The organism is Streptomyces sp. H27-H1, assembly GCF_026627445.1.
Classification (GTDB): domain Bacteria; phylum Actinomycetota; class Actinomycetes; order Streptomycetales; family Streptomycetaceae; genus Streptomyces.
The window spans coordinates 137,883-156,593 of record NZ_JAPNLJ010000005.1 but is presented as its reverse complement, the minus strand read 5'-3'; the positions used below and the strand labels follow the sequence as shown (position 1 = coordinate 156,593).

Annotated in this window: 18 protein-coding genes; 9 read left to right on the top strand and 9 right to left on the bottom strand. The window is 71.7% G+C overall.

The window, feature by feature from the left end; genetic code table 11:
• Position 1: 1 nt before the first annotated feature.
• A complete protein-coding gene (locus OTB20_RS07080; RefSeq protein ID WP_267815854.1) occupies positions 2 to 700 on the top strand; it encodes a uridine kinase family protein in 699 nt (232 codons plus the stop codon).
• A 271-nt stretch (positions 701 to 971) separates the two neighbouring features.
• On the opposite strand, the gene OTB20_RS07075 is transcribed toward OTB20_RS07080, so the two are convergent.
• Positions 972 to 1,682: a SigE family RNA polymerase sigma factor gene (locus tag OTB20_RS07075; protein ID WP_267815731.1), complete on the bottom strand. Its 711-nt coding sequence runs from the start codon at positions 1,680 to 1,682 to the stop codon at positions 972 to 974.
• A gap of 189 nt (positions 1,683 to 1,871) precedes the next feature.
• Between OTB20_RS07075 and afsQ1 the strand changes: the two genes are divergently transcribed.
• Genes afsQ1 through OTB20_RS07060 form a run of 3 tightly spaced genes read left to right on the top strand, consistent with a single transcriptional unit; the run spans position 1,872 to position 4,673 of the window.
• Positions 1,872 to 2,549 carry a two-component system response regulator AfsQ1 gene (gene afsQ1, locus OTB20_RS07070; protein WP_267751401.1) on the top strand — a complete coding sequence of 226 codons (678 nt, stop codon included), beginning with the start codon at positions 1,872 to 1,874 and terminating at the stop codon, positions 2,547 to 2,549.
• A complete protein-coding gene (locus tag OTB20_RS07065; RefSeq protein WP_267815730.1) occupies positions 2,546 to 4,027 on the top strand; it encodes a sensor histidine kinase in 1,482 nt (493 codons plus the stop codon). The genes afsQ1 and OTB20_RS07065 overlap by 4 nt, the downstream gene beginning before the upstream one ends.
• Positions 4,014 to 4,673 carry a hypothetical protein gene (locus OTB20_RS07060; protein ID WP_267815729.1) on the top strand — a complete coding sequence of 220 codons (660 nt, stop codon included), beginning with the start codon at positions 4,014 to 4,016 and terminating at the stop codon, positions 4,671 to 4,673. The genes OTB20_RS07065 and OTB20_RS07060 overlap by 14 nt, the downstream gene beginning before the upstream one ends.
• Positions 4,674 to 4,768: 95 nt before the next feature.
• Here the strand turns inward: OTB20_RS07060 and OTB20_RS07055 are convergent, their stop codons facing one another.
• The 3 genes from OTB20_RS07055 to OTB20_RS07045 all read right to left on the bottom strand — a co-directional run bounded on the left by OTB20_RS07055 (position 4,769) and on the right by OTB20_RS07045 (position 7,892).
• On the bottom strand, positions 4,769 to 6,418 hold the full coding sequence (locus OTB20_RS07055; RefSeq protein WP_267815853.1) for a phospho-sugar mutase: 1,650 nt from the start codon (positions 6,416 to 6,418) through the stop codon (positions 4,769 to 4,771).
• Between the two features lie 45 nt (positions 6,419 to 6,463).
• The gene (locus OTB20_RS07050; RefSeq protein ID WP_267815728.1) at positions 6,464 to 7,270 is read right to left on the bottom strand and encodes a purine-nucleoside phosphorylase; all 807 of its coding nucleotides are present in this window, start codon (positions 7,268 to 7,270) and stop codon (positions 6,464 to 6,466) included.
• A gap of 184 nt (positions 7,271 to 7,454) precedes the next feature.
• The gene (locus OTB20_RS07045; RefSeq protein WP_267751397.1) at positions 7,455 to 7,892 is read right to left on the bottom strand and encodes a gamma-glutamylcyclotransferase; all 438 of its coding nucleotides are present in this window, start codon (positions 7,890 to 7,892) and stop codon (positions 7,455 to 7,457) included.
• A gap of 198 nt (positions 7,893 to 8,090) precedes the next feature.
• On the opposite strand from OTB20_RS07045, the gene OTB20_RS07040 reads away from it, so the two are divergent.
• Both OTB20_RS07040 and OTB20_RS07035 read left to right on the top strand, forming a co-directional pair.
• Positions 8,091 to 9,530, top strand: coding sequence for an NAD(P)H-quinone dehydrogenase (locus OTB20_RS07040; protein WP_267751396.1), 1,440 nt, complete (start codon positions 8,091 to 8,093; stop codon positions 9,528 to 9,530).
• A 175-nt stretch (positions 9,531 to 9,705) separates the two neighbouring features.
• Positions 9,706 to 10,659: a DeoR/GlpR family DNA-binding transcription regulator gene (locus tag OTB20_RS07035; protein WP_267815727.1), complete on the top strand. Its 954-nt coding sequence runs from the start codon at positions 9,706 to 9,708 to the stop codon at positions 10,657 to 10,659.
• Between the two features lie 190 nt (positions 10,660 to 10,849).
• Here the strand turns inward: OTB20_RS07035 and OTB20_RS07030 are convergent, their stop codons facing one another.
• Complete coding sequence (locus OTB20_RS07030) at positions 10,850 to 12,604, bottom strand: acetyl/propionyl/methylcrotonyl-CoA carboxylase subunit alpha (RefSeq protein ID WP_267815726.1); 1,755 nt, start codon at positions 12,602 to 12,604, stop codon at positions 10,850 to 10,852.
• Positions 12,605 to 13,035: 431 nt separating this feature from the next.
• Between OTB20_RS07030 and OTB20_RS07025 the strand changes: the two genes are divergently transcribed.
• Entirely contained in the window at positions 13,036 to 13,563 is a 528-nt protein-coding gene (locus tag OTB20_RS07025) for a hypothetical protein (protein WP_267815725.1), read from the top strand.
• On the opposite strand, the gene OTB20_RS07020 is transcribed toward OTB20_RS07025, so the two are convergent.
• The 4 genes from OTB20_RS07020 to OTB20_RS07005 all read right to left on the bottom strand — a co-directional run bounded on the left by OTB20_RS07020 (position 13,544) and on the right by OTB20_RS07005 (position 16,322).
• Positions 13,544 to 14,152, bottom strand: coding sequence for a Maf family protein (locus OTB20_RS07020; protein ID WP_267815724.1), 609 nt, complete (start codon positions 14,150 to 14,152; stop codon positions 13,544 to 13,546). The genes OTB20_RS07025 and OTB20_RS07020 overlap by 20 nt on opposite strands.
• A 96-nt stretch (positions 14,153 to 14,248) precedes the next feature.
• Positions 14,249 to 14,383, bottom strand: a complete 135-nt coding sequence (gene mmpB / locus OTB20_RS07015) for a morphogenic membrane protein MmpB (protein ID WP_267815723.1) — start codon at positions 14,381 to 14,383, stop codon at positions 14,249 to 14,251.
• A 106-nt stretch (positions 14,384 to 14,489) separates the two neighbouring features.
• Positions 14,490 to 14,699: an acyl-CoA carboxylase epsilon subunit gene (locus tag OTB20_RS07010; protein WP_267815722.1), complete on the bottom strand. Its 210-nt coding sequence runs from the start codon at positions 14,697 to 14,699 to the stop codon at positions 14,490 to 14,492.
• Between the two features lie 27 nt (positions 14,700 to 14,726).
• On the bottom strand, positions 14,727 to 16,322 hold the full coding sequence (locus OTB20_RS07005) for an acyl-CoA carboxylase subunit beta (RefSeq protein ID WP_267815721.1): 1,596 nt from the start codon (positions 16,320 to 16,322) through the stop codon (positions 14,727 to 14,729).
• A gap of 131 nt (positions 16,323 to 16,453) precedes the next feature.
• Here OTB20_RS07005 and OTB20_RS07000 point away from each other — a divergent pair, with 131 nt between their 5' ends.
• Positions 16,454 to 17,332 carry a biotin--[acetyl-CoA-carboxylase] ligase gene (locus tag OTB20_RS07000; protein ID WP_267815720.1) on the top strand — a complete coding sequence of 293 codons (879 nt, stop codon included), beginning with the start codon at positions 16,454 to 16,456 and terminating at the stop codon, positions 17,330 to 17,332.
• Between the two features lie 135 nt (positions 17,333 to 17,467).
• Positions 17,468 to 18,655, top strand: a complete 1,188-nt coding sequence (locus OTB20_RS06995; RefSeq protein ID WP_420716343.1) for an adenylate/guanylate cyclase domain-containing protein — start codon at positions 17,468 to 17,470, stop codon at positions 18,653 to 18,655.
• The last annotated feature ends 56 nt before the right edge of the window (positions 18,656 to 18,711 follow it).

The following is an 18,711-nucleotide window of genomic DNA, read 5'->3' as shown; positions in this document are numbered from 1 at the left end:
GATCCTGGATACCAACGGGCCTTTGGGTAGGTCCCCTGCGCGAGGTAATAGTTCACACTTGTCTCCCGTGAGCCGTTCCTCTCCTTCGCCGACGCGTGTCGTCCTGCTGACCGGACCCTCGGGATCCGGCAAGTCCTCGCTCGCGGCCCGTTCAGGGCTGCCCGTGCTGCGCCTGGACGACTTCTACAAGGACGGTGACGACCCCACCCTCCCGCTCGTCGAGGGCAGCGCCGACATCGACTGGGACTCCCCGCTGTCCTGGGACGCGGAAGCCGCCGTGGCCGCGATCGTCGCGCTGTGCGCGGCCGGGCGGACCGAGGTTCCCGTCTACGACATCGCCACCTCCTCGCGGACCGGTACGGAGGCGCTGGACATCTCCCGTACCCCGCTGTTCATAGCCGAGGGCATCTTCGCGGCGGACGTCGTGGGGCGGTGCCAGGAGCTCGGGCTACTGGCCGACGCGATCTGCTTGCGCGGGCGGCCCAGTACGACCTTCCGGCGGCGGCTGGCCCGTGATCTGCGGGAGGGGCGCAAGTCGGTGCTGATGCTTTTGCGGCGGGGGTGGCGGCTGATGCGGGCCGAGCGGGGGATCGTGGCTCGGCATATCGCGCTGGGCGCGCATGCCTGTGGTCGTGACGAGGCCCTCGGGCGGCTCGCCGCTGCGGCGGCCGGGCGTCATCGCGCGGCCGCTCCCGCCTGACCGGGGCGTTTCGGCTTCGCGCCGCTGCCGGGGACCAGCCCCCGGACCCCCGCGCCTCAAACGCCGGCGGGGCTGGGTTTGGCCCGGGCGGGGCTGAAGGGTCGTCTCAAACGCCGGCGGGGTTGGGTTGGTGTGGCCGGCGCCGGGCTCCGGATGTGAAAAGGCGGGATCCTGCGGACCCCCGGCCGCATGATCCCGCCTTTTTCCCCCGTGGCCCCCGTCCCACCCCCGTGGGACGGGCCCCCTGGCCCGATGGCTTTTGTGTGGTCGTCTACGCGACCAGGTCCTCGAAGGACTCCGCGTCGTCGCGGCCGAAGCTCAGCGCCTCGTCCTCCCGCATGCGGCGCAGCGAACGCCAGATGCTCGACTTCACCGTGCCGACGCTGATGCCCAGGATCTCGGCGATCTCCGGGTCCGTGCGGCCCTCGTAGTAGCGGAGCACCAGCATCGTGCGCTGCGGCTCCGGGATGCGGGTGAGTGCCTGCCACAGCACGGCGCGCAGCTCCGTACCGCCCATGGCGTCCGTGTCCGAGGCCGTCTCCGGCAGCTCTTCCGTCGGGTACTCGTTGAGCTTGCGCCGGCGCCAGGCGCTGATGTGCAGGTTCGTCATCGTGCGCCGCAGGTACCCGCCGACGGCGGCCTTGTCGCTGATGCGGTCCCAGGCGCGGTACGTGGAGAACAGCGCGGTCTGCAGCAGGTCCTCGGCCTCGTAGCGGTCGCCGGTCAGGTGGAAGGCCGTCGCGTAGAGGGCGGCCCGCCGCTCCTGGACGTAGGCCGTGAACTCGGCTTCGTTGGAGGAGTCCGGGGAGCCCGCCGTGCGCTGGGCGGGGACGGAGGGGCGCTCGTAGGTCTTCGCGTCGATGGCCACCACGTGCGCCGGCCGCCGGGCGGGGGCCGTCACCGTACGGATTGCCGTGCGGCGGTTCACATCGTGCAGCCGCGTGACAACCGCGCTGGTGGTGATGCTGTGCAGCGTGTTCATCTCGCGCCCCCCGTCGTGGAGTCTGTCTGGTCCGTTGCCAAGAAGACTGCCCGCCCGACATAACCGCGGTGTCCTTCGACTGTCACAGGCCTGTCACAGGGGGCCCGGCGGGGACGGTTCCGCAACGACGCCCGGATTGCACGTGCAGGGCGGTCGAAGTCCCGCGGAGCGATGGGACAGAATGAGCCCGTGCCCTTCCTGTTGCTCATCGAGGACGACGACGCCATCCGCACGGCCCTCGAACTCTCCCTGACCCGTCAGGGCCACCGTGTGGCCACCGCGGCGACGGGCGAGGACGGCCTCAAACTGCTGCGCGAGCAGCGGCCCGACCTGATCGTGCTCGACGTCATGCTGCCCGGCATCGACGGCTTCGAGGTGTGCCGGCGTGTCCGCCGCACCGACCAGCTGCCGATCATCCTGCTGACCGCGCGCAACGACGACATCGACGTGGTCGTCGGCCTGGAGTCGGGAGCCGACGACTACGTCGTCAAGCCCGTCCAGGGGCGGGTGCTCGACGCCCGCATCCGGGCCGTGCTGCGCCGCGGCGAGCGCGAGGCCACCGACTCCGCCGTCTTCGGCTCGCTGGTCATCGACCGCTCCGCCATGACGGTGACCAAGAACGGCGAGGACCTCCAGCTCACCCCGACCGAGCTGCGGCTGCTCCTGGAGCTCAGCCGACGGCCCGGCCAGGCGCTCTCCCGCCAGCAGCTGCTGCGGCTGGTGTGGGAGCACGACTACCTCGGTGACTCGCGCCTCGTCGACGCCTGCGTGCAGCGGCTGCGCGCCAAGGTCGAGGAAATCCCCTCGTCGCCCACGCTGATCCGTACCGTCCGGGGTGTCGGCTACCGACTGGACTCCCCTCAGTGATCAGAGCCCTGTTCGCGGGCCGGCGCTGGACCAGCCTGCGGCTGCGGCTCCTCGTGGTGTTCGCACTGGTCGCGCTGACGGCCGCCGTTTCCGCGTCCGGGATCGCGTACTGGCTCAACCGCGAGGCCGTCCTCACCCGGACCCAGGACGCCGCCCTCGGCGACTTCCGGCAGGAGATGCAGGACCGGGCCGCGGCGCTGCCCGCCGACCCGACCCAGGAGGAACTGCAGCACACCGCCGAGATGATGGCGGGCAGCAGCCCCGGTTACAGCGTGCTCCTGGTGGACGAGAAGGACGGCCGGAAGGTGGCCGGGGCGGCCGGGCCCGACGCCTTCTCGCTGGCCGACGTACCGAAGTCCCTCCAGCACGCCGTCGACGACCGGCAGAAGACGACCTCGGCCAACGACGCCGAGTACCACATGTACTGGCAGCGGACGAAGCCGCACGGGAACCCGTACCTGGTCGGCGGCACCCGGATCGTCGGCGGCGGGCCGACCGGCTACATGTACAAGTCCCTCGCCCAGGAACGCGACGACCTCAACGCCCTGGCCTGGTCGCTGACCATCGCCACCGGGCTCGCGCTGCTCGGCTCCGCGCTCCTCGCGCAGGCCGCGGCCCGTACGGTGCTGCGGCCCGTGCAGCGGCTCGGCGACGCGGCGCGGCGGCTCGGCGAAGGGGAGCTCGACCACCGGCTGGAGGTGTCTGGGACGGACGAACTCGCCGACCTGGCACACACCTTCAACAAGACGGCCGAGGCGCTGGAGAAGAAGGTCGCCGACATGAGCGCGCGGGAGCAGTCCAGCCGGCGTTTCGTCGCGGACATGTCCCACGAACTGCGCACGCCGCTGACGGCGTTGACGGCGGTCGCCGAGGTGCTGGAGGAAGAGGTCGACGGCCTCGATCCGATGATCGCACCGGCGGTGGGCCTGGTCGTGAGCGAGACCAGGCGGCTGAACGACCTCGTGGAGAACCTCATGGAGGTCACCCGCTTCGACGCGGGAACGGCGCGGCTGGTGCTCGACGACGTGGACGTCGCCGACCAGGTGACGGCGTGCATCGACGCGCGGGCGTGGCTCGACGCGGTCGAACTCGACGCGGAGCGCGGGATCATGGTGCGGCTCGATCCGCGGCGGCTCGACGTGATCCTGGCCAATCTCATCGGCAACGCCCTCAAACACGGCGGATCGCCGGTCCGGGTCTCCATCCGGGTGGAGGGGGAGTGGCTGGTCATGGCCGTACGGGACAACGGACCGGGCATCCCCGAGGCCGTACTGCCGCACGTCTTCGACCGGTTCTACAAGGCGAGCGCGTCGCGGCCGAAGTCGGACGGCAGCGGGCTCGGCCTGTCCATCGCGATGGAGAACGCGCACATCCACGGCGGCGACATCACCGCGGAGAACGGGGCGGAGGGCGGTGCGCTGTTCACGCTGCGGCTGCCGGTGGACGTGGGGAAGGTGATCGCCGATGACGAGGCGTAGCGCTACGGCCGCGGTGGCGGCCCTGAGCCTGTTGTCCGTGGGCCTCCTGTCGGGGTGCGGGATCCGGGCGACCACCGTGCCGGTGGACGTGGGCGCGGCGCCCTCCAGGGTGTCGTGCAAGACCCCGGCGGGTACGTCGGCCTCGGCCGGAACGGGCGGGGTGCAGGGCGTGCGGGCCACGGTGGAACTGGTCTGCGGGGCGCAGCTGGTGGGCGTCCAGCGGGTGGTGCAGGTGCCGGAGAAGAGGCCCTCGCGGGACGCGGCGCTGCTCGTCGGCCGAGCACTGCTGGAAGCGCTCCAGCGGGAGCTGTCCGCGGAGGACCGGGAGGCCGGCTTCACGACGGAGGTCCCGGCCGGGCTGACGGCCGGGGCGCCGCGGCCGGGTGATCCGGCGGGCACGCTACGGCTGAGCCGCAAGCCGGAGGACCTGCCGCCGGTGGCGCTGTCCCAGCTGGTGTGCACGCTCGCGGCGAGCGACGTGGTGTCGCCGGGGCCGGGGCCGGGGCCGGTGGTCCTGGGCGGCCCGGACACGGATCCGCCGAGGGCATGGGAGTGCACGGACGCCGTCCGCTCCCGCCCGGAGTCGGTCACGACGCTGGGCGACGTGGTGCGCCCCACGGCGAGTCCGGCCCCTTCGCCTTCCTGAGGCTCTGCCCGGACGGGCCCCGGACGGCTGGAACCGGCGCGGCCCCCCGAGCGGTGCTCGGGGGGCCGATGGTGCCTGGTGCCTGGGGGCGGGTGTCAGATGCCCATGGCCGCGGCGAGGTCCTTCTTGACCGCGTCGAGGACTTCCCGGCCGCGTGCGCGGGCCGGGGCCAGGTCGGAGGCCTCCGCCACCGGGACCACGACCTCCAGGTAGCACTTCAGCTTGGGTTCCGTACCGGACGGGCGGACGATCACCCGGGCCTTGTAGTCGCCCTCCAGCTGGTAGCGCAGCCCGTCCGTGGGCGGGAGGGTCGCGGTGCCCCGGCTCAGGTCCTCCGCCGAGGCGACCCGCAGGCCCGCCAGCGAGACCGGGGGCTCCGCGCGCAGCGCCGCCATCGCCGAGGCGATGACCGACAGGTCCTCCACGCGGACCGAAAGCTGGTCGGTGGCGTGCAGCCCGTGGGCCATCGCCAGGTCGTCCAGCAGGTCGGTGAGGGTACGGCCCTGCTCCTTGAGCTCCGAGGCCAGTTCGGTGACGAGCAGGGCGGCGGTGATCCCGTCCTTGTCGCGGACGCCCTCGGGGTCCACGCAGTAGCCGAGCGCCTCCTCGTACCCGTAGCGCAGGCCCTCGACGCGGGAGATCCACTTGAAGCCCGTGAGGGTCTCCTCGTAGCCCACGCCCGCGGCCTCCGCGATCCGGCCCAGCAGGCTGGAGGACACGATGGACTCGGCGAAGACGCCGCGCGCGCCCTTGTGCACCAGGTGTGCGGCCAGCAGCGCGCCGACCTCGTCGCCGCGCAGCATCCGCCAGCCGGAGGCCGAGGCCTCGTCCGGGACGGCCACCGCGCAGCGGTCGGCGTCCGGGTCGTTGGCGATCACGATGTCGGGGCGGACCTCGGCGGCCTTCGCGAAGGACAGGTCCATCGCGCCCGGCTCCTCCGGGTTGGGGAAGGCGACCGTCGGGAAGGCCGGGTCCGGCTCCGCCTGCTCGGCCACCAGGACCGGGGCGGGGAAGCCGGCGCGGGCGAAGGCGGCCAGGACCACGTCCTTGCCGACACCGTGCATGGCCGTGTAGACGGTCCGCGCGCCCCGCGGGGAGCCGGGGGTCAGGACGGCGTCCGTTCGCGCCAGGTAGGCCTCCAGGACCTCGTCGCCGAGGTCCTGCCAGCCGCCCTCGGCCCGCGGTACGTCGGCCAGCGCGGCGATCGCGTCGATCTGCGCGGCGATCTCCGCGTCGGCCGGGGAGACGATCTGCGAGCCGTCGCCGAGGTAGACCTTGTAGCCGTTGTCCCGGGGCGGGTTGTGGCTCGCGGTGACCTCGACGCCGGCGACGGCGCCCAGGTGCCTTATGGCGTACGCGAGGACGGGCGTCGGCAGCGGGCGGGGCAGGACGGCCGCGCGCAGCCCGGCGCCGGTCATCACCGCGGCGGTGTCGCGGGCGAAGTCGGCCGACTTGTAGCGGGCGTCGTAGCCGACGACGACCAGGCCGCCGTCGTGGCCCCGGGCCTTGAGGTAGGCCGCGAGGCCCGCCGCGGCCCGGATCACCACGTTGCGGTTCATCCGCATCGGGCCCGCGCCCAGTTCGCCGCGCAGCCCGGCGGTGCCGAACTGCAGCATGCCGGAGAAGCGGTCCGCGAGCTCGGCCGTGTCACCGGCGTCGATGAGCTTCGCGAGCTCGTCCGCCGTGTCCGGGTCCGGGTCCTCGGCCAGCCATGCCCGGGCCCGGGTGATCAGATCGTCCTGCACGTCCTGCACTACTTCCGCCTTACCTCTCGTACGGTCGGTGGCCGATCAGATCCGGGCGAGGACCTGGGTCAGCAGTTTGCCCATGCGCGCGGCCGAGTCGCGGCCGGCCTGGAGCACCTCTTCGTGGTTGAGCGGCTCGCCGGAGAGGCCCGCCGCCAGGTTGGTGACCAGCGAGATGCCGAGCACCTCGGCTCCGGCCTCACGGGCGGCGATGGCCTCCAGCACGGTGGACATGCCGACCAGGTCGGCGCCCATGACGCGGATCATGTTGATCTCGGCCGGGGTCTCGTAGTGCGGGCCGGGGAACTGCACGTAGACGCCCTCTTCGAGGGTCTCGTCGATCTCCTTGCACATCGCGCGCAGGCGCGGCGAGTACAGGTCGGTCAGGTCCACGAAGTTCGCGCCGACGATCGGCGAGGTGGCCGTGAGGTTGAGGTGGTCGCTGATCAGGACCGGCTGGCCGGGCTTCATGCCCTCGCGCAGACCACCGCAGCCGTTGGTCAGGACGATGGTCTTGCAGCCGGCGGCGACGGCCGTGCGCACGCCGTGGGCGACGGCGGCGACGCCGCGGCCCTCGTAGTAGTGGGTCCGGCCGAGGAAGAGCAGCGCGCGCTTCTCGCCGATCTTGTACGAGCGGATCTTGCCGCCGTGGCCCTCGACGGCGGGCGGCGGGAAGCCGGGCAGCTCGGTCACGGAGAACTCGGCCTCGGGGGCGCCGAGCGCCTCCGCGGCGGGGGCCCAGCCGGAGCCCATCACGAGGGCGACATCGTGGGTCTCGGAGCCGGTCAGCTCGCGCAGACGGGCGGCGGCGGCGTCGGCGGCGGCGAAGGGGTCGGTAACAGATGCGTTCACGCGGAAGAGCGTAGCCGCTCTCTGCCTACGCGCGTAGATGGCGCAGCTCACGGTGTTCGGATCGTTGCCTTGTCGTTTCCGCCGAAACGTCCCGGATGGGTGTTCGAGGGAAGGTGCGGCGCCGCTCCCGGGGCTCCGCGCCCCAGCTGTCGCCGGGACGGGCCCCGGCCTGGCCGGATTGGGCTCAGCAGGGGCGCTTGCGGAGTTCCATCACGTAGTCGTGCGGGGCGCCCGCGGATTCGGCCGCGTCGGCGAGTTCACCGAGGTAGCGGGCAGAGGGGAGACCGCCCTCGTAGCCGTTGAGGACGTACACCCAGGCCGCTTCCTCGCCGTCCAGCGTGTGCACGCGCACCCGCATGCGCCGGTAGATGTCGAGCCCGACGCCCTCCCAGCGGTCCAGGGAGTCCTCGTCCAGCGGTGCGACGTCGTACAGCGCGACGAAGATCTGGTGGCGCGGCGCTTCGACGATCGTCGCCAGCGCGCCCTCCCAGCCCATCTGCTCGCCGCCGAACGTCAGCCGCCAGTCGTTGATCCAGCCCGTGCCGCGCAGCGGCGAATGCGGAGCGCGGCGCGTCATCAGCCGCGGGTCGAGGTTGCCGGCGTACGCGGCGTAGAGCGACATGAGGTCGAGGGTACGGGAGGGGCGGACCCGGCCGCGCTCCCGGCCGCGTACGGGGCCGCCGTCCCGGATGGTGGGACCGGGCGTGAAGCACCTTGATGAGTGCGGGACAATGGGGCACGCAATGCATCTCCCGGGGAGACTCCCCGGAAGCCCCGGCCGGGGCGGCAGCCGGCCGGGTAGACGTGAGGCGGAGTTTTCGTGACCCGGATCGTGATCATCGGCGGCGGCCCCGGCGGGTATGAGGCGGCCCTCGTGGGGGCCCAGCTCGGCGCGGAGGTGACCGTCGTGGACTGCGACGGTCTGGGCGGAGCGTCGGTACTCACCGACTGCGTGCCCTCCAAGACTCTCATCGCGACCGCCGAGGTCATGACGACCTTCGACTCGTCGTACGAGGAACTCGGCATCGTCGTCGCCGACGACACCCCGCACATCGAGCAGGCCGCGCGCGTCGTCGGCGTGGACCTCGGCAAGGTGAACCGGCGCGTCAAGCGTCTGGCGCTCGCCCAGTCCCACGACATCACCGCCTCCGTCACCCGGGCCGGCGCCCGGGTCGTGCGGGGACGCGCCAAACTCGGCGGCCCGCAGGGCATCGACGGCACGCGGGACGTCATCGTCACCGCCGCCGACGGCTCGGAGACGATCCTCACCGCCGACGCCGTGCTCATCGCGACCGGCGGACACCCCCGCGAGATCCCCGACGCGATGCCCGACGGCGAGCGGATCCTGAACTGGACCCAGGTCTACGACCTCGAAGAGCTCCCGGAGGAGCTGATCGTGGTCGGCTCCGGCGTGACCGGCGCCGAGTTCGCCGGCGCGTACCAGGCCCTCGGCTCCCGGGTGACCCTCGTGTCCTCCCGCGACCGCGTGCTCCCCGGCGAGGACCCGGACGCCGCCGCCGTACTGGAGGACGTCTTCCGCCGCCGCGGCATGAACGTCATCGGCCGCTCGCGCGCCGAGTCCGCCAAGCGGGTGGGCGACCGGGTCGAGGTCACCCTCTCCGACGGCCGGGTCCTCAGCGGTACGCACTGCCTGATGGCGGTCGGCGCGATCCCGAACACGAGCAACATGAACCTGGAGGAGTCCGGGGTCAAGCTCAAGGAGTCCGGGCACATCTGGACCGACAAGGTCTCCCGTACCTCCTCGCCCGGCGTGTACGCGGCCGGCGACGTGACCGGGATCTTCGCGCTGGCCTCGGTGGCCGCCATGCAGGGGCGCATCGCGATGTACCACTTCCTCGGCGACGCGGTGGCCCCGCTGAACCTGAAGACGGTCTCGTCGAACGTCTTCACCGACCCCGAGATCGCCACCGTCGGCTACACCCAGGCCGACGTGGACTCCGGCAAGATCGACGCCCGGGTCGTGAAGCTCCCGCTGCTGCGCAACCCCCGCGCCAAGATGCAGGGCATCCGCGACGGCTTCGTGAAGATGTTCTGCCGGCCCGGCACCGGGATCGTCGTGGGCGGAGTCGTCGTCTCCCCGCGCGCGAGCGAGCTCATCCACCCGATCTCGATCGCCGTCGACAACAACCTGACGGTCGAGCAGATCGCAAACGCGTTCACCGTGTACCCCTCGCTGTCCGGTTCGATCGCCGAGGTCGCCCGCCAGCTGCACACGCGCAAGGCCGCCGACGAGGCGTAGATACCGATAACGGCCCTTGTGCGCAAGGGTTTTGGAACGGCCGGTCGGCCCGTCGCGGAGCAGGTGCGCGGCGGGCCGACCGCGTATACCACTAGTTGCCGCACGGTATGGACAACTTCGGAATTCCAGCGCAAAGAGCTGAAAGCAGATGGTCGTTGGGGTTACTGTCAGTTTCGTGTTCGCTGCAGAACGTCGCCAATTGATCCTCGAAATGGTGCGGGCCAACGGAGCGGTATCGCTCCGGGAGCTCGCCCGCGTCGTCCAGACCTCCGAAGTGACCGTACGGCGGGACGTGCGGGCGCTGGAGGCAGAAGGACTCCTCGACCGCCGGCACGGCGGTGCGGTACTGCCGGGCGGTTTCACGCGGGAATCCGGCTTTCCGCAAAAGTCCCATCTCGCGACGGCGGAGAAGACCGCCATCGCCGATGTCGCGGCCGGTCTCGTCGAAGAAGGCGAAGCCGTGGTCGTCGGCGCCGGCACCACGACCCAGGAGCTGGCCCGCCGGCTCGCCCGGGTGCCCGGACTCACCGTCGTCACCAACTCCCTGCTCGTCGCACAGGCGCTGGCCCATGCGAACCGGGTGGAAGTGGTGATGACGGGCGGAACCCTCCGCGGGTCCAACTACGCGCTGGTCGGCAGCGGTGCCGAGCAGTCCCTCCAGGGGCTGCGGGTCTCGCGGGCCTTCCTGTCCGGCAGCGGTCTCACCGCCGAGCGCGGGCTGTCCACGTCCAACATGCTCTCCGCGAGCGTGGACCGGGCGCTGGTGCAGGCCGCGGCGGAGGTGGTGGTCCTCGCCGACCACACGAAGCTCGGTACGGACACCATGTTCCAGACCGTGCCGACCGATGTGATCACACGGCTGGTCACGGACGAGCCGCCGGCGCACGACGACCGGGCCGGTACGGAGTTGCAGGCCCTGGCCGACCAGGGTGTGCAGATCACCGTGGCGGGCGGGGCCAGTGCCTCCGGCGGCGGTGAGGGGATGGCCGGCCGGCGTCCGCGCCGGGAGTCCCCGCTCCCCGTCCAGCGGCGGGGCGGCCCCACGGCCCAGCTGCGTAGTGCGGGTGCGCCCCTGCATGAACAGCAGGCGGGGGAGAGGGCCAGAGTCGCGGACATGCGGCGCCGCTAGCTGAACATGGTCGCCTCAAGCGCCGGCGGGGCTGGATTTATCCAGCCCCGCCGGCGCTTGAGGCGCGGGTCTGGGCGGAGCCCAGGGAACGGTGGAAGGGCGGGTAGGGAACTCCGCCCCGCGCAGCGGACGAGCGTGCCCGCGGCGGGTTGCCCGGGGGCGGTGCCCCCGGGCAACCCGGACAAGGACGTCAGTCCTTGATCTCGCAGATGGTCGCGCCGGAGGTGAGCGACGCGCCGACCTCCGCCGACAGACCGACGATCGTGCCCGAACGGTGGGCGTTCAGCGGCTGTTCCATCTTCATGGCCTCGAGGACGACGATCAGGTCGCCTTCGTTGACCTGCTGGCCTTCCTCGACGGCGACCTTGACGATCGTGCCCTGCATGGGCGAGGCCAGGGTGTCGCCGGAGGCGGCCGGGCCGGACTTCTTGGCGGCGCGGCGCTTGGGCTTGGCGCCACCGGCGGCGGCGGTGCGGGCCAGGGTCATGCCCAGGGAGGACGGGAGGGAGACCTCCAGGCGCTTGCCGCCGACCTCGACGACCACCGTTTCGCGGCCCGGCTCGTCCTCGGAGTCGTCCGCGGCGGGGACCACGAACGCCGGGATCTCGTTGACGAACTCGGTCTCGATCCAGCGGGTGTGGATCGTGAACGGGTCCGAGGTGAAGGCCGGGTCGGCGACGACCGCGCGGTGGAAGGGGATGGCGGTGGCCATGCCCTCCACCTCGAACTCCGCCAGCGCGCGGGCCGCCCGCTGCAAGGCCTGCTCGCGGGTGGCACCCGTAACGATGAGCTTGGCGAGCAGGGAGTCCCATGCCGGTCCGATGACCGAGCCGCTCTCGACGCCCGCGTCGAGGCGAACGCCGGGGCCGGACGGGCCGTTGAACTTGGTGACGGTGCCCGGTGCGGGCAGGAAGCCGCGGCCGGGGTCTTCGCCGTTGATGCGGAACTCGAAGGAGTGGCCGCGCAGGACCGGGTCTGCGTAACCGAGTTCTTCGCCGTCGGCAATGCGGAACATTTCCCGGACCAGGTCGATGCCGGCGACCTCTTCGGTGACGGGGTGTTCGACCTGCAGGCGGGTGTTGACCTCGAGGAAGGAGATCAGGCCGTCGGCGGAGACGAGGAACTCGACGGTGCCGGCGCCGACGTAGCCGGCTTCCTTCAGGATCGCCTTGGAGGCGGCGTACAGCTCCGCGTTCTGGGCGTCGGTCAGGAACGGGGCCGGGGCCTCTTCGACCAGCTTCTGGTGGCGGCGCTGCAGCGAGCAGTCACGGGTGGAGACGACGACCACGTTGCCGTGGGAGTCGGCCAGGCACTGGGTCTCCACGTGGCGGGGCTTGTCGAGGTACTGCTCGACGAAGCATTCGCCGCGGCCGAAGGCGGCGACGGCCTCGCGGACGGCGGAGTCGTAGAGCTCGGGGATCTCTTCGATGTTGCGGGCGACCTTCAGACCACGGCCGCCGCCACCGAAGGCGGCCTTGATCGCGACGGGCAGGCCGTGCTCCTTGGCGAAGGCGACGACCTCGTCGGAACCCGAGACGGGGTCCGGCGTGCCCGCGACGAGCGGTGCGCCGGCGCGCAGTGCGATGTGGCGGGCGGCGACCTTGTCGCCGAGGTCGCGGATGGCCTGCGGGGGCGGGCCGATCCAGATGAGGCCCGCGTCGGTGACGGCCTGCGCGAAGTCGGCGTTCTCGGAGAGGAAGCCGTATCCGGGATGGATGGCGTCCGCACCGGAATCGGCTGCGGCCTGCAGGATCTTGGAGATGTCCAAGTAGCTGGCGGCCGGGGTGTCACCGCCCAACGCGAAGGCTTCGTCGGCGGCCCGGACGTGCAGAGCGTCCCGGTCCGGATCGGCGTAGACGGCTACGCTCCCGATTCCGGCATCCCGGCAGGCCCGAGCAACGCGGACTGCGATTTCGCCACGGTTGGCGATGAGCACCTTGCGCACGATGGCTCCCTCCTTGGAACAAGCTGAGTTTAGGGACAGCCCACACGGCCTTTCGACCCTTTCCCGGTGGTGACCTTGCCCACACGGACTGTTATCCGAGTCGACTCGGAGTCGAGAAAACCCTTGTGGCGCCCCATGTCAGGGGGATCCCCGACTGCACAGTAACCCTGCCGCGTGTCCGGGGTCTCTGTTCCCCCGGTCAGCGGGCCGGGGTGATTCTTTGTCGAATCCCTACGAACGGCCCATCCGCTCCTCGCGCGGGCGCGCCTCCGGAGCGGGGCGGCCCCGTGCGGCAGCCTCACCGTAACGAAGCGGTCCCGGCCCCTTGTCCCGAGGATTACCCGTTAGTAGCCTCCAGGCGTCGAACGGGCTTGTGCATACGGGGTGGGGGCGTCGTGGCTGGTGTGGGTGGCGTGGTGCTGCGGAGATCCGTGGCCGGAGCGACCGCGGTCGTACTCGTCGTGGAGGCGGCGGTGCTCGGCTTCGTCCACCTCGTGCTGGGCCGGACCACCGCGAACCAGTCGATGTCCATCGCGGGCGCCGATCCGGACGTCATGTCCAAAGCCACCTATGCGCTGGGCGCGGGCATGGCCGCTTTCCTGTTGGCCTGCGCGGTGTTCCTCGTCATGTCCGCGGTCCGGGACCGGGCCCCGGGCACCTTCGCGCGCGTGCTCCTTGTGAGCGCCGCCGTCACCCACGGAGTGCTCGGCGCTCTCGTCGTCGGCCTGGTGGGCTGGGGCGCCTTCGCGGCGATGATGCTGATCCTCTGCCTGCTGGTGCTCAGCCTGACGCTCTACGCGGCCAAGGGCGCGGCCGGGGCCGACGGCGCGGGCCGGGGCGCGGACGGCCCGGACGCCCCCGGCGACGGGCCCGAGATCCGGGACACGCCGCCGGGCCACCCGCTCGCGGATTTCGGGGACTTCGGCAAGTTCGGGGACGTCAAGCCCACAAGTCCGTGATCGAAACGCCCAGTTCGGCCAGCAGCGAGCGCAGCAGCGGCAGGGAGATTCCGATCACATTGCCGTGATCCCCGTCGATGCCGTCGATGAACGGGGCCGACAGCCCGTCCAGGGTGAACGCCCCTGCCACGTGCAGCGGTTCCCCGCTCGACACGTATGCCGCGACTTCGGCGTCCGTCGGCTCGCCGAAGCGGACCGTCGTCGACGCCGTGGCCGAAACCCGGCGGCCGCTCACCGTGTCGATCACGCAGTGCCCGGTCCGCAGTACCCCGGCCCGCCCGCGCATCGACTTCCAGCGGGCCGTGGCCTCCTCGGCGTCCGCCGGCTTGCCCAGCGCCTCGCCGTCCAGCTCCAGCACGGAGTCGCAGCCGATCACCAGGGCGCCCGCGGCCTCGTCCAGGGCCGCCACGACGGCCGCCTTCGCCTCGGCCAGCGCGAGCGCCAGGTCGGCGGGGGAATCGGCGTTGACGGAGTCCTCGTCGAATCCGCTCACGATCACGTGCGGGGAGAGCCCGGCCTGCCGCAGCAGGTTCAGCCGGGCGGGGGAGGCGGAGGCGAGGACGAGGGCGTGGCGGGGGTCAGCAGTCATGCCTGACATCGTAGGGGCGCCAGGCCCGGCCCCCGGCGGGTCCCGGGCGGGTCAGGCGGTGGGGTCCGCGGCCCGGCGGCGGGGCCCGGCGGCGGCTCAGAAGCCGCCCACGCCCAGTACGTACACCACGACGACCATCGCGATGACGACGATCACCGTCATCCGCCGGACCATCGCCGCGGCGTCGCGCATGTCCTGCGGCGGCTCGTTCTTCGGGTCTGACCAGAGCATGCCTCGATCCTGGCCCCGAGCACACGAGTGGCGCCTGAGTACGGGTACTCAGGCGCCACAGGCGGTTCACGTCATCTTCGCGCGGCTCGCGCCGCACGGCCTCGTGCTAGCCGGGCCAGTACGTACGGCCCCACGCGCCCGGCCCGGGGCGCGGCAGCGTCCGCCGGGCCACCCGGCCCGGGGCCGCCCACGCGTCGTCCACGCGCGCCGCGTCCGACGGCACCGACGCGAGTGCCGCCGCGCGCGCCCGGACCACCGCCAGTGCGGCGGCCAGCTCCTCAGGGGTCGGGTTCCCCTTGACGACCTTGATCACCACGGGACTGCCTCCTAACGTCCTAGCGTCCTAGAGGGGGATGTTGCCATGCTTCTTCGGGGGCAGGGACTCCCGCTTGGTGCGCAGCTGCCGCAGTCCCTTCACCACGTGCGCCCGGGTCTCGGACGGCATGGTCACCGCGTCGACGTACCCGCGCTCGGCGGCCGTGTACGGGTTCAGCAGCGCGTCCTCGTACTCGGTGATGAGCCGCGCCCGGGTCTCCTCGGCGGTACCGGCCTCCTCGGCCTCGGCGATCGCACGGCGGTGCAGGATGTTGACGGCTCCCTGCGCGCCCATGACGGCGATCTGCGCCGTCGGCCAGGCCAGGTTGAGGTCGGCGCCCAGGTGCTTGGAGCCCATCACATCGTAGGCACCGCCGAAGGCCTTGCGCGTGATGACGGTGATCAGGGGGACGGTCGCCTCGGCGTACGCGTAGATCAGCTTGGCGCCGCGCCGGATGATTCCGTTGTACTCCTGGTCGGTGCCCGGCAGGAAGCCCGGTACGTCGACGAAGGTCAGCACCGGGACGTTGAAGGCGTCGCAGGTCCGCACGAAGCGGGCCGCCTTCTCGGAGGCGTCGATGTCCAGACAGCCGGCGAACTGCATCGGCTGGTTGGCGACGACCCCGACCGGGTGCCCCTCGACGCGGCCGAAGCCGGTGAGGATGTTCGGCGCGAACAGCGACTGCGTCTCCAGGAACTCGGCGTCGTCGAGGACGTGCTCGATCACCTTGTGCATGTCGTACGGCTGGTTCGCGCTGTCCGGGATCAGTACGTCGAGCTCCCGGTCGGTCTCGGAGACCTCGGTGTCGGCTTCCTCGGGGAAGGCCGGGGGCTCGGAGAGGTTGTTCGACGGGAGGTAGGAGAGCAGCGACTTCACGTACTCGATGGCGTCCTTCTCGTCACCCGCCATGTGGTGTGCGACGCCTGACGTGCTGTTGTGCGTGCGCGCCCCGCCCAGCTCCTCGAAGCCGACGTCCTCGCCGGTGACCGTCTTGATGACGTCGGGGCCGGTGATGAACATGTGCGAGGTCTGGTCGACCATGACGGTGAAGTCGGTGATGGCCGGGGAGTACACGGCCCCGCCGGCGCAGGGGCCGACGACCAGACTGATCTGCGGGATCACGCCGGAGGCGTGCACGTTGCGGCGGAAGATCTCGCCGTACATGCCGAGCGCGCTGACGCCCTCCTGGATGCGGGCGCCGCCGGAGTCGTTGATTCCGATCAGCGGGCAGCCGGTCTTCAGCGCGAAGTCCATCACCTTCATGATCTTCTGGCCGTAGACCTCGCCGAGGGCCCCGCCGAAAACGGTGAAGTCCTGCGAGAACAGGGCGACGGGCCGCCCGTCGACGGTTCCGTAGCCGGTGACCACACCGTCCCCGTAGGGACGGGTCTTCTCCAGCCCGAAGTTCGTCGACCGGTGCCGGGCGAACTCGTCCAGCTCGACGAAGGACCCCTCGTCCAGCAGCAGGGCCACCCGCTCACGCGCCGTCAGCTTGCCCTTGGCGTGCTGCTTCTCCACCGCCCGCCCGGACCCGGCGTGCGTGGCTTCCTCGATGCGGCGCTGCAGATCCGCGATCTTCCCCGCGGTGGTGTGCATGTCGATCGGCTCTGACGGTTGTGACATCGGGGTCGCGGCTCCCTGCGTGGTGTCAACTGCCTGGTGACTTACTTGGTTTTTACTAGCTACTGGTGCGTAGCGTATCGGCGGGCATGGCGCTCGGCGGTGCGGCGTTTGACACACCTAATCTGGGTTGCATGACGCCATCAGATGCATCAGGCGGGGCTTCGACCGGAGCTTCCGCAGGCCGCTGGTCGAGTTTGGACCGGCCGCCCTTGAACGCCGTCGCGCTGCAGCGGGCCCTCGTGGTTCCGGGCGGGCTGTGGACTTCGGTGGAGGTGGTGGACTCCACCGGCTCCACCAACAGCGATCTCGCCGCGCGGGCCGCGGAGCTGCCCGAGGGTGCCGTGCTCGTCGCCGAACAGCAGACCGCCGGGCGGGGCAGGCTCGACCGGAGCTGGGTCGCGCCCGCGCGCTCCGGGATGTTCTTCTCCGTACTGCTCAAGCCCGGGCCGGACGTGCCGCAGGAGCGGTGGGGGTGGCTGACGCTGCTGGCCGGGGTGGCCACCGCCACCGGGCTCTCGCGCGCCGCCGGGGTGGACACCGCCCTCAAGTGGCCCAACGACCTGCTGGTCACCGTGGACGGGGACGAGCGCAAGACCGGCGGGATCCTCGCCGAGCGGGTCGGCGACGGGGTCGTCGTCGGCATCGGGATCAACGCGACGCTGACCGAGGACGAGCTGCCCGTGCCCACGGCGGGATCGCTGATGCTCGCCAAGGCCACCGTCACCGACCGGGACCCGCTGCTCAGGTCCGTACTGCGCTCCCTGGAGCAGTGGTACGAGCGCTGGCGCGCGGCCGGCGGCGATCCGGCGGCCAGCGGGCTGCAGGAGACGTACGCGGCGGGCTGCGCCACCCTCGGCAGGCACGTGCGGGCGGAGCTGCCCGGAGGGCGCATCCTCACCGGGACGGCCGAAGCGGTCGACACGGACGGACGGCTGGTCGTAAGGACGGCGGACGAGGCGCACGAGGCCGTGGGGGCAGGGGACGTCATCCATTTGCGGTCCATCCACTAGCCCGCCGGGCGGCCCGCCCCGGGTGACGGCGTGGGGAGTGAGCTACGGCACACCTGCCGTATGGTTTAGGCGATCCCGGTCCTCCCGGTGATCACCCGGTTCGGCAGTGCGCACGGAATGGACAGGAGGCGGCCCTTGACCGTCGACGACCCTCAGTCCGGCGCGTCCGCCCCCGCAGAGGCGGCGGGCGGTGCGGGCGGCTCCGGCGGCTCGGGAGTCCACGCCGCCCCGATCGGGCGCGAGCAGCACACTCCCCACCACGAGGTGGACCACACGGCCCAGCCGACGGCCGATCCGCTCGCCATCCGGCTGGAGCAGCTGATCCTGGGCGCCGAGCGCCGGTACACGCCGTTCCAGGCGGCCCGCAGCGCCGGGGTCTCGATGGAGCTCGCCTCCCGCTTCTGGCGGGCCATGGGCTTCGCGGACATCGGCCAGGCCAAGGCCCTGACGGAGGCGGACGTACTGGCGCTGCGCCGGCTCGCCGGCCTGGTCGAGGCCGGGCTGCTGAGCGAGCCGATGGCGGTGCAGGTGGCCCGGTCCACCGGGCAGACCACGGCCCGGCTCGCGGAGTGGCAGATCGACTCCTTCCTGGAGGGGCTGACGGAGCCGCCGGAGCCGGGAATGACCCGTACCGAGGTCACGTACCCGCTGGTCGAGCTGTTGCTGCCGGAGCTTGAGGAGTTCCTCGTCTACGTGTGGCGGCGCCAGCTGGCGGCCGCGACCGGCCGGGTCGTGCAGGTGGCGGACGACGAGGAGATGGTCGACCGGCGGCTCGCGGTGGGCTTCGCCGACCTGGTGGGCTTCACCCGCCTGACGCGGCGGCTGGAGGAGGAGGAGCTCGGCGAGCTGGTCGAGTCCTTCGAGACGACTTCGGCGGACCTGGTGGCGGCGCACGGCGGCCGGCTGATCAAGACCCTGGGCGACGAGGTGCTGTACTGCGCCGACGACGCGGCGACGGCCGCGGAGATCGCGCTGCGGCTGATCGAGACGATGAGCGCCGATCCGCAGATGCCCGAGCTGCGCGTGGGGATCGCCTTCGGGACGGTGACCACGCGGATGGGCGATGTCTTCGGGACCACGGTGAACCTGGCCTCGAGGCTGACGTCGATAGCGCCGAAGGACGCGGTCCTGGTGGACGGCGCGATGGCCGAGGAGCTGGGCCGCACGGGCGCGGCGCCGGTGTCGGAGAAGGAAGCGGAGAACGAGGAGGGCGGCGGCGCCTACCGTTTCGCGCTCCAGCCGATGTGGCAGCGGCCGGTGCGCGGGCTCGGGGTCGTGGAGCCCTGGTCGCTGACGCGGCGGAGCCCTAAGATCCCCGGGTAACGTTCGTTAACCCGGAGGGTCGCCCTGTGTACGAATCCACTGAGTCCTCCGAATCC

What these genes read in the sequence shown, in the direction of transcription:
- OTB20_RS07075 (WP_267815731.1), bottom strand. Translation starts at nt 1,682, where the DNA reads ATGAACACGCTGCACAGCATCACCACCAGCGCGGTTGTCACGCGGCTG.
- OTB20_RS07060 (WP_267815729.1), top strand. Translation starts at nt 4,014, where the DNA reads ATGACGAGGCGTAGCGCTACGGCCGCGGTGGCGGCCCTGAGCCTGTTG.
- OTB20_RS07045 (WP_267751397.1), bottom strand. Translation starts at nt 7,892, where the DNA reads ATGTCGCTCTACGCCGCGTACGCCGGCAACCTCGACCCGCGGCTGATG.
- OTB20_RS07020 (WP_267815724.1), bottom strand. Translation starts at nt 14,152, where the DNA reads ATGACTGCTGACCCCCGCCACGCCCTCGTCCTCGCCTCCGCCTCCCCC.
- mmpB (WP_267815723.1), bottom strand. Translation starts at nt 14,383, where the DNA reads ATGCTCTGGTCAGACCCGAAGAACGAGCCGCCGCAGGACATGCGCGAC.
- OTB20_RS07005 (WP_267815721.1), bottom strand. Translation starts at nt 16,322, where the DNA reads ATGTCACAACCGTCAGAGCCGATCGACATGCACACCACCGCGGGGAAG.
- OTB20_RS07000 (WP_267815720.1), top strand. Translation starts at nt 16,454, where the DNA reads ATGACGCCATCAGATGCATCAGGCGGGGCTTCGACCGGAGCTTCCGCA.